We start from the raw sequence: 13,061 nt of genomic DNA, 5'->3' as shown, positions 1-13,061 counted from the left end.
AACTAGCCCCATCCCGGCTTCTCTTTCAACTATGATCTGTCACTTGAAGAGCGAATCAATACTCCCTCATCAGCATCCACTCAGCTATCTCACGAAGTCTTTTCCCGTTTTTACCGAAAACCTTTAGTGAATCCATCGCTTTACTGGTCATACGTCTGGCTTCCGCCTTGGATTCCTCCAGCCCGATCACCGAAGGATAAGTGGCCTTTTTCACAGCCTCATCCTTTCCAGCGGTCTTGCCGAGAGTCTGTGTCGTCTGGGTTACATCAAGAATATCGTCGATAATCTGGAAAGCCAGACCGAGGGCAGCACCGAAATCCGACAGGGCCTCCAGTTGCTTCTTATTGGCATTCGAGCTCATGCCGCCGAGACGAAGCGAACAGCGTAGAAGAGCAGCGGTTTTCGCCTGATGGATTGTCATCAGGTCCTCAAGTGTCAGGTCCCGCCCTTCTCCCTGTAAATCAAGAACTTGACCTCCAATGAGTTTCAAGCTCCCTCCAGCATAGGCCAGCTCCTTCACCATTTGGCTAGTGGAATACCGTTTCGTTTGCTTTGCAAATGAAAGAACGGCAAAGGCTTGTGTAAGAAGCGCATCGCCGCAAAGGACAGCCATACCCTCGCCGTAAACCTTGTGGCAAGTGGCCCGCCCACGGCGCAGATCGTCGTCGTCCATGCACGGCAGGTCATCATGAACCAAAGAATACGTGTGCAACATCTCAACAGCGCACGCAGCAGGCATGGCTCCTTTGAATTTTCCCCCGCAGGCTTCGGCAGCAACAAGGCAAAGAATTGGCCTTAGCCTTTTCCCGCCTGCAAATACGCTGTAGCGCATCGCTTCATGAATAATCGCAGGCGCCTCCCCCGGTATCGGGAGAGCCACATCAAGCGCATCATCGACCTTGATCACGGTCTTTGCAAAAAACTGTTCCAAGTCGTTCATGAGGAAAATAATTTACAGGATTTCAGCAACCTGAACGGCATTCAGTGCAGCGCCCTTACGGACCTGATCACCTACCACCCAGAGATCCAAAGCGTTCTCTATAACAAGACTCTCCCTGATACGGCCCACCAGGCAATCATCCTTGCCGGTAGTGTCCAAAGGCACTGGGAAAACCATGTTCGCTGGATCATCGTGCACCTGGATACCGGGCTTTCCGGTGTAAGCCGCGCGGGCAGCTTCTACAGATGGCGGTCTTGTGAATTTTGCGGTGATTGAAACAGAGTGGGAGCGGTAGACCGGCACCCTCACACAAGTGCATGAAACCTTCAGCTCTGGTAGTTCCAGAATTTTTCGCCCCTCGTTCGCCATTTTCATTTCCTCTTTGGTATATCCGTTTTCAGTGAACGAATCCACCTGTGGAATTACGTTGAAGGCGATCTGACGAGGATAGACAGAAGGAGTAAACTCACGACCGTTGGTGATAGCACTAACCTGTTCTTCCAGCTCGATAATACCTTGCGCTCCAGAACCGGAAACGGCCTGGTAGGACGAGGCAATCACACTTTCCAACCCGAATGCTTCGTGAAGCGGTGCGAGAGCCATCAGGGAAATAATCGTAGTGCAGTTAGGATTGGCGATAATCCCCTTGGGGCGATTTTTTGCCGCCTCCGGATTGATCTCTGGAACAACAAGTGGAACGCCCTCATCCATTCGGAAAGCTGACGAGTTATCGATCACCACCGCTCCAGCTGCTGCAGCTGAAGGTCCGTATTCCAGGGAAATGCCACCACCTGCACTGAATAGCGCGATATCAATTCCCTCGAAGGAATCGTGCGTTAATTCTTTTACGATAATTTCCTCTCCACGGAACTTCATCTTCTTCCCTGCTGAGCGTGCGGAGGCCAACAAGGTCAGCTCTCCAAGATCAAAATTACGCTGCTCCAGGCAAAGAAGCATTTCCACGCCGACGGCTCCCGTCGCGCCTACAATAGCCACATGAGGTGATTTCATCATTTTCAGTCCGGCTTAGCCGGGACGGGGACCATATCTCGCAATCCGCTCCATGCAATCCTTAAGCCCCAGACAAAATTCTCACGTCAATTATACCAAGGTCATGGTATTGGCTCTTTAAAAAACGCAACACATCCCTAACAATCCGGCCCATGACTTCCCCAGAAAACACCTACGCCCTCATTCTCGCCGGTGGTTCCGGCACGCGATTCTGGCCACTCAGTAGAAATCACCTGCCAAAACAGCTGCTCAACCTCTTCGGAGACGGCACTCTCTTGGAAAAAACCCTTAAACGTCTGGAGGGCGTGGTTCCGCTGGAAAACACCCTCATTCTCACCAATCAGCTGCAGGTTGATTCAGTCCGGGAAGTTGCAAGTATGCTTCCTCCTGAAAATATTTTCGCGGAACCAGCGAAACGCGACACAGCCCCGGCCGTAGCTCTGGGAATCGGACTTATTGCAGCACGGAATCCCGATGCAGTTATGATGGTCCTTCCTGCCGATCAACTCATCAAGGATACCGCAGCCTATCAGGCTGTAATGCGCGATGCACTTGAGGTGGCCGATAAGTCCGAAGACCTTGTAACCATCGGCATCCGCCCAACCTGGCCCTGCCCTTCTTACGGCTACATCGAGCGTGGAGAGAAAGCCGAAGTCGAGGGACTGGAAGTCGCACACTCTCCGTTCAAAGTGAAATGCTTCCGCGAAAAACCAGATGCGGAACTCGCCCAACACTTTCTCGATACCGGTAATTTCTCGTGGAACGCTGGAATGTTCGTTTGGTCTGTTAACACTGTTGTCAATGAATTGAAACACCACACGCCCGAACTCTCGGAATTCATCTCCGAGCTCTGCTCTAGCGCTGACATCGAAACAACAGTCGGTGAAAAATTTGAGAAGCTCACCCCGATCTCCATCGACTACGCTCTGCTTGAAAAAACGAAACGCGTCCTCAATATCGAGGCCACTTTTGATTGGGACGATGTCGGTTCATGGATCTCCATCGCAAAATATCTCCCGGAAAGCGGTGATAACAACCGCTGCAATGAGCCCATCACCCAGATCGATTCTCAGGACAATATCGTATACAGCGATACACCGGAGCGCCATATCGTGTTACTAGGCGTGGATGACCTGATCGTAGTGCAAACAGGAGACTCCATTCTTATCGCAAACCGACACGAGGCTGACGCGATCAAGAAATTGTCTTCCATTCTACCGAAGAACCTCCTTTAGCATCCGGTTCTACTAATCTGATGCCTTGGACTGGCAGGAAAACTCTGGGTTGCGCGAAGGGTAACCCAGCAGCATGATATATTTATGCGGCGTTTCTCCCTCCTGATTCCACTATTTTTCCTCTCTCTCTCCAATCTCGGCGCTCAGCAATCGAAAACGTCCCCTGAGCCCGAGCAGCAGGAAAAAATTCAAGAGGAGTCAATCCAACTCCAAACGACCCCAAGATCACCAAAGGAGAAACTAGATTCCCTTCGAACCATTTCCGAGCCACTGGCAGACTCTCTGGAGCAAATCGAAAAACTCCGCACACAGCTGGAAAATGCTCCCACCGAATCGTCAAAGGAAAGCATACAAAGCACAATTGACAAGGAACTGGAACGGATTTCCAAGCTCCGTGAGAATTTTCAGGATATTGTTGGCGGTGCCGAAGCTGCTGAATATCAGGAAATCGATCATGAGAGCGCCTCTCTTCAGGATCAGGCAACGGAGTTGATCCAGCCACTGCTCTCTTCCCTCCGTGAAGCAACCTCCCAACCTCGAGAACTGGACGCACTTCGCAAACGTCTCGAGGGCGCACGCGAACGTGAGAAAAAGTCGAAAATCGTTCTATCTCGAATCGAGCGACTAATTAGAGACAGCTCCAGACCGGAGGTCATTGCCGAGCTTGAAACTGCAAGGCGTGTCTGGAAAACGCGCGAATCCGATGCCAAAAGTCAGGCTGCTGTCCTGGGACTTCAGATCGATGACCGGAATAGCGGAAAGAAACCGATTTTCGAAACCCTCTCCAGCGGTATCAGCTCATTTTTCGCCAGCCGGGGATTGAACGTGATGCTAGCAATCCTGGTAGCAATCAGCGGTTTTATCCTGACCAGGAAGGCATACTATTATTTTAGAAAAATCAGTCCGGTCCACAGCAGAGACAAGGACGGATTTGCCACCCGGGCTGCCGATTTGATTGCTGTCGGACTGTCCTTCCTAGTAGCAATTCTCGGTATCCTACTCGTGTTTTATCTTCGTGGGGATTGGTTACTACTCACTATTGTAATTCTCTTCATCCTCGGAATCATATGGGCTGGAAAAGCTGCTATTCCTCCGTATCTGGAACAAATCCGCCTGATCCTTAACCTCGGGGCTGTGCGGGAGAATGAGCGGGTTATTTACGAAGGACTACCGTGGAAAGTTTCGAAACTTGGATTCTACACGATTTTCACCAATCCGGACCTACAGGGCGGTCTCATGAGAATTCCGATCCGTGACGTTCTCGGTATGATCTCACGCCCCCTTGGCCCCAAGGAAGTTTGGTTTCCCTGCGATATCGACGATTGGTTTGTCCTGTCTGACGAAACGTTCGGGAAATCGATCACACAGACACCGGATCAGGTAGTTGTTCTTCAACTTGGTGGTAGTACCAAGACCTATCCTACAGTCGATTTCCTAGCACTGGCACCGGAGAATCTCTCACACGGGTTCCGTATTACAGCGATATTCGGCATAGATTACAAACATCAGGCGGAGTCGACCACAACAGTTCCAGAGATATTTCAAAAGGATCTAACATCATCTCTCCTGCAGGCATACGGACGGGATGCGGTTCGCTCAATCAAGGTCGACTTTTCCTCTGCCGGTGCCTCGTCGCTTGATTACGCAGTCCTTGCCGATTTCGATGGATCAATGGCTCCGCGATACAATGCGCTCAAACGAGAAATCCAGAAAATCTGCGTCGACACCTGCAGTGAGAACGGCTGGGGCATTCCATTCGCACAGATCACAGTTCACCGTGCCGAATTGGACGCCTGAACTTCTTATTCGGAGATCGGATCCACTCGGATAGCCGCCAGAATTTGTGCCATAGCCAAATCCGCAGCTTCCTCAGTACGGCTATGAATTCGCGCGATCAAATCTCCTTCCGAGATTTTCTCACCGATCTTTACCAAGCGATCAATTCCTACTGCAAAGTCCACCGCATCCTCGGCTTTTGCCCGCCCGGCACCCAGTTCCAGCGAAGCTTGCCCAATAATCCCCGCATCCACGCGGGACACACCCCCTCCACTTGCTGAGAATACTTCACGTATAACTTCGGCTTTATGAATTTCATCCAGCCGTCCGAGATCCTCCAGCGCTCCACCTTGGGATATTACCATTTCATCAAATTTCTTTCTTGCAGCACCGCTGTCGAGCAACTCCTCCAATTTCCCTCTCGATACACCTGCTATCTTTTCGCTCAGATCCAGGACGATTTTCCTCAAATCATCCGGTCCCCCTCCATTGAGGCATTCGATCGACTCGATCACCTCCAATGCATTACCCACAGTTCGGCCCAGTGGTTCACTCATTTCATTCAGAACAGCAGTCACCTCCACACCCATCTCTGCTCCAACTGCCGCCATCTCGTCAGCCAGTTTCCTTGCATCCTCCTTCGTTTTCATAAAGGCACCACTCCCCCACTTTACGTCCAAGACCAGTTTTTCGAGCGATTCCGCCATCTTTTTCGACATGATTGAAGCCGTAATCAATGCGATCGAAGGAACCGTTCCAGTAACGTCCCGCAAAGCGTAAAGCTTCTTATCGGCAGGACAAAAGCGGTCTGTTTGTCCCATCATAACCAGCCCATTTTTTTCCAATAGTTCACCTGCTTCCTCCATTGAAATTCCTACCCTGAATCCAGGAATGGACTCCAGTTTATCCAATGTCCCACCAGTAATGCCTAGTCCACGCCCGGATACCATTGGCACCCTACATCCAGCCGCCGCCACCAATGGTGCCAGGATCAGTGAAACTTTATCCCCTATACCGCCGGTGGAGTGCTTATCTACAACCGGAGATCCCGATGGGTGCTGAAACACCACACCAGATCGAATCATCGAACCAGTCAGAGCCGCGATCTCTCTCGGCGTCATTCCCTGAAAAAAGACAGCCATCGCAAACGCTGACATCTGATAGTCCGGCACTTCGCCCGTTACATATCCATTGATCAAACATTCGATTTCGACAGCTTCCAACTCCTCACCTTCACGCTTCCTCGCAATCAATGTCGGTATGTGCATATCACGATTCATACGTGAAAACGGCGCGAACTTCAAACGTGAAGCTTGCAACCACAATGCTTGCAGTAAATCGCTGCAGGGTCATGGCCCGTCCATCCGCACTGGTCGCACTTCCGCCTATCCATTCTCAAAGCAAGATTTTCCCTTCCGATTTCAGCGGTCACAATTCCTGCCGGCACCGCAATAATCGCAAATCCGCTCAACATGATCACGGAAGACAATATTTTACCGACTACCGTGAGCGGAGCAACATCCCCGTAGCCCACGGTTGTCACCGTCACGATGGCCCAATATATAGACTGGGGGATCGAACTGAAACCAGGATTACTACCGCCCTCCACGATATACATTAGGGTCCCCTCAATACTCACAAGAGTAAGAATGAAAAACAGGAATACAGAAATCTTCGGTGCACTGGATTTCAGCGCATTCATCAGAACATTCGCCTGCCCGAAGTGGTGGGCCATCTTCAAAACCCTGAACATCCGCAGAAGCCTCAGAATACGGATCACCATCAGATATTGTGTCCCCACAAAAAAAATTGCCACGTAGGTTGGCAAGATGGAAAGAAGATCAACGATACCGAAAAAACTAAGTGCATACCGTCGTTTCTTGCGGACGGCCCATAATCTTACCCCATATTCCACTGTGAAGATTAGAGTAAAAAACCACTCTAGTATCAAAAATTTATAGCCATGAAGGCTACGAAGGGTTTCGACACTCTCCAGCATGACAATTGCTACGCTTGCCCCGATCAGTATAAGCAAGATGACATCGAATATCTGTCCGGATTTTGTATCAGAGAGAAAGATAGTCCTCCAGATCCTCTCCCGAAGACCTGGCTCAGAACCTGGCCCGTCATCTCCCCCATCTGAAAAAAAACTACTCATGAAATCCGTCGACCAATCCTAAGAGCATTATCCAAAGCGTCGAGCGGCGATTGTCTTACTGCATGCCGCCATCGCAGCATTCCTACCAAATATATTTGTAAAAAAGGTGAAAAACTCTTCAATCCAACTTTCAGGTTCATTTCTCAGAGCCTGGTGAACCGGAAGTTTGGTGGCGCGATATAGACCAAAAAATCGACGAGAAGCGACCGGGAGCCTACGTAAAACTTCCAAGCCCCCACTCTACCAGAGGCCATATTTACCATACGCCATCGCATAGACGCCCATTAAAAGATTAGCAACCGCATGCATCACAACGCATGCACCAAGGTTTTTACTCCAGACGCAGAGTATATAAGTGAGTGATCCATAGACCATCGCGGCTGCCCAATCGACTGGAGCATGCGCACTCATGAAGAGAATAGTAACAATGAGGTAGTTCTTCCAATGTGCCCTGCCAAACGGCTGCTTCCAATAATTTCCCTCCCAATCCATGCAGAAACGCATGACGAAACCTCGCCAAAAAATTTCTTCAACAAAGGCAACAACAACGACAGCTCTAAGAAACCTAAGCAAAAGTGAAGTCCAATACGCGATTGGATGTTCAAACATCCCGGGATCAAACCCCTCATCCCTTTTCGCCACCCCCAAGTGTTTCATCCATCCTTCTGTTTCTCCCGTCAGTCCCCATGCATCGTAAAGAGTTGTTGGTAATAGCCAAAAGCCAATACCTACCGTCCCAAATGCCACAGCGATAAGACTCCATTTGAAATTCCAGTTGAATGTAAAATACCGCCAATAGTATCCGAGCAGCCCTAGAACCACCACTACTTGGATCGGATAGACCCACTGAGCAACGTCTTCCTGCCACCAGGGGGCACTCGGGTTATTCCAGCCAACGAAACTATCTGCTACCTGAAGCAGAATCAAAAAGATCATGAATACCGCAAACGGTATGACATGAGCCCTTGTCAGACGTTCAGGATCCGCTTTTCTCGGCTGCATCAAGCTAGATTTTTGAAACAAATCGCCCGATGGAATCCATGGCTGATCTCAAATCGTCCATTCCTGTTGCATAACAACACCTCAGGAAACCTTCGCCACTGGGTCCAAATGCGCCACCGGGAACAGCTGCCACGTTTTCGGACTCTAGAAGGCCAAAAGCAAACTCCTTGGAAGTCAGTCCTGTCTTACGGATATCCGGGAATACATAAAACGCTCCGCCCGGGGTATGACAGTCCAATCCAATTTCGTTGAATCGACGGACCATAAAGTCTCTCCGCTGATGGTAGCTATCGCGCATGATTTCAACTTGAGGAGCACCGTTTTCCAAAGCCTCTATAGCTGCGTTCTGACTCATTATAGGAGCACACAACATCGAGAATTGATGAATTTTCATCATCGCTTCGATAATGGGCTGGGGAGCACAAGCATATCCCAATCGGAAACCAGTCATCGCAAAAGCCTTTGAAAACCCATGCATCAGAACAGTTCGTTCCTTCATTCCAGGCAAAGAAGCGATCGAGATATGTTTCAATCCGTCATACCGGAGTTCACAATAGATTTCATCTGCAAGCACGATCAAATCATGCTTTACTGCCAACTTGGCAATTCCTTCCAAATCTTCATACGAAGCAACTGCACCAGTTGGGTTCGTTGGAAAGTTGAGCATCAATACTCTACTATTTGGTGTGATAGCTTTCTCCAGAGCCTCCGGCTTCAACGAGAATCCGTCATCCTTCGTAGTCTGAACAGCAACTGCCTTTCCATGAGCCATTACGATACTCGGAGAGTAGGATACATAACATGGTTCATGATAGATTACCTCATCTCCTGGATTCAGTAGAGCACGGAGTGCTACGTCAATCGCTTCAGATACACCTACGGTAACTAGAATTTCATTCGCTGGATTGTAGTCTATCTCAAAGAAACCACTCACATACTTGGAAATCGATTTTCTCAAACTCAGTAGCCCGAGGTTTGAGGTGTAAGTAGTTTGCCCCTTCTCCAGTGAATAAATAGCAGCCTCTCTAATGTGCCACGGAGTAACAAAATCAGGCTCGCCGACACCAAGGGAAATTACGTCGTCACGTCCCTGCACAAGTTCGAAAAAGTCCCGAATCCCAGAACGAGGAATTGAGGCGACGTGTCGCGCTATTTTCGAAGAATAATCCATAAAATGACCGCAATTGGCGGGCTGCGAATAAAACCTGCCATCAACAGCACAGTCAATCCCATCCTCAGTCTCAGCAAACTTTGATGTATCGGCAAGAACCGCTAAACAACAGGGTAGTTACCATTACTCCATGTGATTCCTGAGCACGTGTATCCCCAGTAGACTTCCATCCTAAGTATGTGAGCCCCCAGGAAATTTCTGGCCGCAGTATTCGTCACCCCCTGCTACCTCTGAGGAACCATCACCTATCTTTTCTCGGGTTGCATAGCTGGTTTCGCGTTTTAGCCCTGCTGTCTGCTGGATTTCTCATTGGGTCTGCTGGATTTCGCATTGGGCCTGCTGTCTGCTGGTTTCGCGCCTTGGCCCTGCTGATTGGTGTCTTAGTGTCCGCCGGTTGGCGCTAGTCTTCAGCATCCTCGGATTTCTGGGCAAAAAAAGAGCCCGACTCCTTGGTTAAAAGGAGCCGGGCATATACCTGGCGACGACCTACTCTCACAGGACCTATCGTCCCACTACCATCGGCGCTGCAGCGTTTCACTTCCGGGTTCGGAATGGGACCGGGTGGTTCCACCGCGCTCTGGTCACCAGAGGGCAATTGTGGTATCGGGTAGTCTTACCCGCTTCCAGAACTGTTTCTCTGATGAGCTGAACCGAGATGTTACCTAGTGTGTGTCACTGGCAGCTTGTCGCTTCTGTTCTATTTCAATGTCAGGTTCGCTCCCTGACATCCATATGGAGATAGTAATTTTCTTGGCGTAGAGCACGATGCAAGCCTCAGAGATGAGCCTTACACGATACTTTTGATATCCGAATTCAATAAAGGATAATCAAGTCAAACGGATGATTAGTACTGGTAAGCTGAATATATTACTACACTTACACTTCCAGCCTATCGACGTCGTAGTCTTCGACGATCCTTAAGGGAAAATTCATCTTGGGATTGGCTTGGCGCTTAGATGCTTTCAGCGCTTATCCATTCCGCACGTAGCTACCCAGCCATGCTCTTGACAGAACAACTGGTACACCAGAGGTGCGTCGATTCCGGTCCTCTCGTACTAGGAACCGAACCCCTCAATTTTCCTACGCCCACAGAGGATAGAGGACCGAACTGTCTCGCGACGTTCTGAACCCAGCTCGCGTGCCGCTTTAACCGGCGAACAGCCGGACCCTTGGGACCTTCTCCAGCCCCAGGATGCGACGAGCCGACATCGAGGTGCCAAACTTCATCGTCGATATGAACTCTTGGATGAAATCAGCCTGTTATCCCTAAGGTACCTTTTATCCGTTGAGCGACGGCAATTCCACATTCAACCGCCGGATCACTTAGGCCTACTTTCGTATCTGCTCGACTTGTAGGTCTCACAGTTAGGCGGGTTTATGCCTATGCACTCGACACACGGTTACAAACCGTGCTGAACCCACCTTCGCGCTCCTCCGTTACTCTTTAGGAGGATACCGCCCCAGTAAAACTGACCGGCTGACACTGTTCTCTGGCCTGATTCAAGGCACAAAGTTAGATCTTCCAACACCCAAGGGTGGTATCTCACTGGCGACTCCATGATGTCCTAAAACACCACTTCAAAGTCTCCCACTTATGCTGAGCATGAAAATCGAAAAACCAATGACAGCTTACAGTTAAGGTCTATAGGGTCTTTCCGTCCTTCTGCGGGTAGGCGGCATCTTCACCGCCATTACAATTTCACTGAGCACCTGGTTGAGACAGCGCCCAACTCGTTTCACGATTCGTGCAGGTCGGAACTTACCCGACAAGGAATTTCGCTACCTTAGGACCGTTATAGTTACGGCCGACATTCACGGGGACTTGGGTTCAAAGCTTCGCCACGAGGGCTAACATCTTGCCTTAATCTTTCCGCATTGGTCACGTGTCACATCCTATACTTGGACTTGCGTCTTGGCAGAATGCTGTGTTTTTGCTAAACAGTCGGTTGGGCCATTTCACTGCGACCTATGATAAATCATAGGTACCCCTTCTCCCGAAGTTACGGGGCCAATTTGCCGAGTTCCTTAACCAGGGTTCACTCTTACGCCTTGGTATATTCTACCCACCCACCTGTGTCGGTTTACGGTACGGGTTCCTTAGCATACACTGGGACTTTTCTCGGCACATGTTTTGACAATACGGTTCAGCCGAAGCATCCCCTCAGAATTCAATCACTTAGTTGTCTCCACACATGCGTCCTCCCAGTTAAAGGGTTGGAAGTGCAGGAATATTAACCTGCTGTCCATCGGCTACGCCTATCGGCCTTGCCTTAGGTCCCGACTAACCCCGGGACGAAAATCGTAGCCCGGGAAACCTTGGGTTTACGGCGGCCGGGGATTTCACCCGGCTTATCGTTACTTATGTCTGCATCCTCTCTTCTCAACTCTCCACGGTCAGTCACCATCGCGCTTCAATGTGTTGAGAATGCTCCTCTACCACGCCATCCCCCAGGGGATGACATCCAGAGCTTCGGTACTATGCTTATCGCCAATCATTTTCGGCGCAGAATCTCTCGATGAGTAAGCTATTACGCACTTTTTAAATGGTGGCTGCTTCTAAGCCAACATCCTCACTGTCTATGAAATTCCACCTCCTTTCCACTTAGCATAGTTTAGGCACCTTAGCTGCTGATCAGGGTTGTTTCCCTTTTGACGATGAAGCTTATCCCCCACCGTCTCACTGCTGCGCTCTACCCCATGGTATTCGGAGTTTGATAGGGGTTGGTAGGCGGGTATGCCCCCTAGCCCTGTCAGTGCTCTACCCCCATGGGTCAACACGCAACGCTGCACCTCAATGCATTTCGAGGAGAACCAGCTATCACGGGGTTTGATTAGCCTTTCACTCCTACCCTCAGCTCATCCGAGAATTTTTCAACATTCACCGGTTCGGTCCTTCACGTAGTATCACCTACGCTTCAACCTGGCCAAGGGTAGATCACCTCCGCTTCGGGTCTAGCACATGCAGCTATGATCGCCCTATTCGGACTCGCTTTCGCTTCGCCTACGTTCCAGAAGAACTTAAACTTGCCACATATACTAACTCGCAGACTCATTAAGCAAAAGGCACGCCATCACCCCGAAGGGCTCTGACACCTTGTAGGCACACGGTTTCAGGTTCTATTTCACTCCGCTCACAGCGGTTCTTTTCACCTTTCCCTCACGGTACTGGTTCACTATCGGTCGCTAACTAGTATTTAGCCTTATGCGGTGGTCCGCACAGATTCATACGGCGTTTCACGTGTGCCGTATTACTCAGGAACTCCCTAGGGCTTCGCTAGATTTCGATCACGGGGATTTCACCCTCTATGTCGGAACTTTCCAGGTCCTTAATCTATCTATTGAAGTCCCACGTCGGGGTCCTACAACCCCGGAGACAAGTCTCCGGTTTGGGCTGATCCGCTTTCGCTCGCCACTACTGACGGAATCGATTCTCTTTCTTTTCCTCCGGTTACTGAGATGTTTCACTTCACCGGGTATCGCGTACTGTTTCCTAACTTCCCTTCTCACCTTGCGGTGGTCAGGCTTCAGAAACAGACAATAATGTATTACCACTATTAGGTTACCCCATTCGGGAATCTCCGGATCAAAGTATGTTCACTACTCCCCGAAGCTTTTCGCAGCTGACCGCGCCCTTCATCGCCTGTTAGCACCAAGGCATTCACTGTGTGCCCTTTAAAACTTGATTTCCAATTATGAAATCAGGCTGTTTCTTAATGAGTTCTTCACATCCTAACTCCGCATTGCTGCTTTGCTACGATGATCTGTTCT

At 49.9% G+C, this 13,061-nt stretch carries 8 protein-coding genes and 2 rRNA genes; 2 read left to right on the top strand and 8 right to left on the bottom strand.

Annotation, left to right across the window (positions count from 1 at the left end; genetic code table 11):
• Positions 1-55: 55 nt before the first annotated feature.
• Both AAGA79_RS05270 and AAGA79_RS05265 read right to left on the bottom strand, forming a co-directional pair.
• On the bottom strand, positions 56-940 hold the full coding sequence (locus AAGA79_RS05270) for a polyprenyl synthetase family protein (RefSeq protein ID WP_411827725.1): 885 nt from the start codon (positions 938-940) through the stop codon (positions 56-58).
• A gap of 12 nt (positions 941-952) precedes the next feature.
• Entirely contained in the window at positions 953-1,954 is a 1,002-nt protein-coding gene (locus AAGA79_RS05265) for an aspartate-semialdehyde dehydrogenase (RefSeq protein WP_411827724.1), read from the bottom strand.
• Positions 1,955-2,103: 149 nt separating this feature from the next.
• Here AAGA79_RS05265 and AAGA79_RS05260 point away from each other — a divergent pair, with 149 nt between their 5' ends.
• Together AAGA79_RS05260 and AAGA79_RS05255 are read left to right on the top strand one after the other, a co-directional pair.
• On the top strand, positions 2,104-3,186 hold the full coding sequence (locus AAGA79_RS05260; RefSeq protein ID WP_411827723.1) for a mannose-1-phosphate guanylyltransferase: 1,083 nt from the start codon (positions 2,104-2,106) through the stop codon (positions 3,184-3,186).
• Between the two features lie 84 nt (positions 3,187-3,270).
• Positions 3,271-4,983 (top strand): hypothetical protein, encoded by a 1,713-nt coding sequence (locus tag AAGA79_RS05255; protein ID WP_411827722.1) that lies wholly within the window; start codon positions 3,271-3,273, stop codon positions 4,981-4,983.
• Positions 4,984-4,988: 5 nt separating this feature from the next.
• Here AAGA79_RS05255 and AAGA79_RS05250 read toward each other — a convergent pair whose 3' ends face one another.
• The 6 genes from AAGA79_RS05250 to AAGA79_RS05225 all read right to left on the bottom strand — a co-directional run bounded on the left by AAGA79_RS05250 (position 4,989) and on the right by AAGA79_RS05225 (position 12,978).
• A complete protein-coding gene (locus AAGA79_RS05250) occupies positions 4,989-6,230 on the bottom strand; it encodes a thymidine phosphorylase (protein WP_411827721.1) in 1,242 nt (413 codons plus the stop codon).
• Between the two features lie 32 nt (positions 6,231-6,262).
• Positions 6,263-7,120, bottom strand: a complete 858-nt coding sequence (locus AAGA79_RS05245) for an ion transporter (RefSeq protein ID WP_411827720.1) — start codon at positions 7,118-7,120, stop codon at positions 6,263-6,265.
• Between the two features lie 240 nt (positions 7,121-7,360).
• A complete protein-coding gene (locus AAGA79_RS05240; protein ID WP_411827719.1) occupies positions 7,361-8,122 on the bottom strand; it encodes a CAAX prenyl protease-related protein in 762 nt (253 codons plus the stop codon).
• 4 nt (positions 8,123-8,126) lie between these two features.
• Positions 8,127-9,293 carry an aminotransferase class I/II-fold pyridoxal phosphate-dependent enzyme gene (locus AAGA79_RS05235; protein ID WP_411827718.1) on the bottom strand — a complete coding sequence of 389 codons (1,167 nt, stop codon included), beginning with the start codon at positions 9,291-9,293 and terminating at the stop codon, positions 8,127-8,129.
• A 473-nt stretch (positions 9,294-9,766) separates the two neighbouring features.
• Positions 9,767-9,882, bottom strand: a 5S ribosomal RNA gene (rrf, locus tag AAGA79_RS05230).
• Between the two features lie 234 nt (positions 9,883-10,116).
• A 23S ribosomal RNA gene (locus AAGA79_RS05225) occupies positions 10,117-12,978 on the bottom strand.
• Between the last annotated feature and the right edge of the window lie 83 nt (positions 12,979-13,061).

Source organism: Luteolibacter sp. AS25, assembly GCF_046736275.1.
In the GTDB taxonomy this organism is placed as follows: domain Bacteria; phylum Verrucomicrobiota; class Verrucomicrobiia; order Verrucomicrobiales; family Akkermansiaceae; genus Luteolibacter.
The sequence above is the reverse complement of the archived record's forward strand: the minus strand, read 5'-3'. Positions and strand labels throughout refer to the sequence as shown.

Excerpts from the sequence above, each read along its gene's own strand:
- AAGA79_RS05265 (WP_411827724.1), bottom strand. The coding sequence starts at position 1,954 with ATGATGAAATCACCTCATGTGGCTATTGTAGGCGCGACGGGAGCCGTC.
- AAGA79_RS05235 (WP_411827718.1), bottom strand. The coding sequence starts at position 9,293 with ATGGATTATTCTTCGAAAATAGCGCGACACGTCGCCTCAATTCCTCGT.
- AAGA79_RS05270 (WP_411827725.1), bottom strand. The coding sequence starts at position 940 with ATGAACGACTTGGAACAGTTTTTTGCAAAGACCGTGATCAAGGTCGAT.
- AAGA79_RS05245 (WP_411827720.1), bottom strand. The coding sequence starts at position 7,120 with ATGAGTAGTTTTTTTTCAGATGGGGGAGATGACGGGCCAGGTTCTGAG.
- AAGA79_RS05255 (WP_411827722.1), top strand. The coding sequence starts at position 3,271 with ATGCGGCGTTTCTCCCTCCTGATTCCACTATTTTTCCTCTCTCTCTCC.
- AAGA79_RS05250 (WP_411827721.1), bottom strand. The coding sequence starts at position 6,230 with ATGCACATACCGACATTGATTGCGAGGAAGCGTGAAGGTGAGGAGTTG.
- AAGA79_RS05260 (WP_411827723.1), top strand. The coding sequence starts at position 2,104 with ATGACTTCCCCAGAAAACACCTACGCCCTCATTCTCGCCGGTGGTTCC.
- AAGA79_RS05240 (WP_411827719.1), bottom strand. The coding sequence starts at position 8,122 with ATGCAGCCGAGAAAAGCGGATCCTGAACGTCTGACAAGGGCTCATGTC.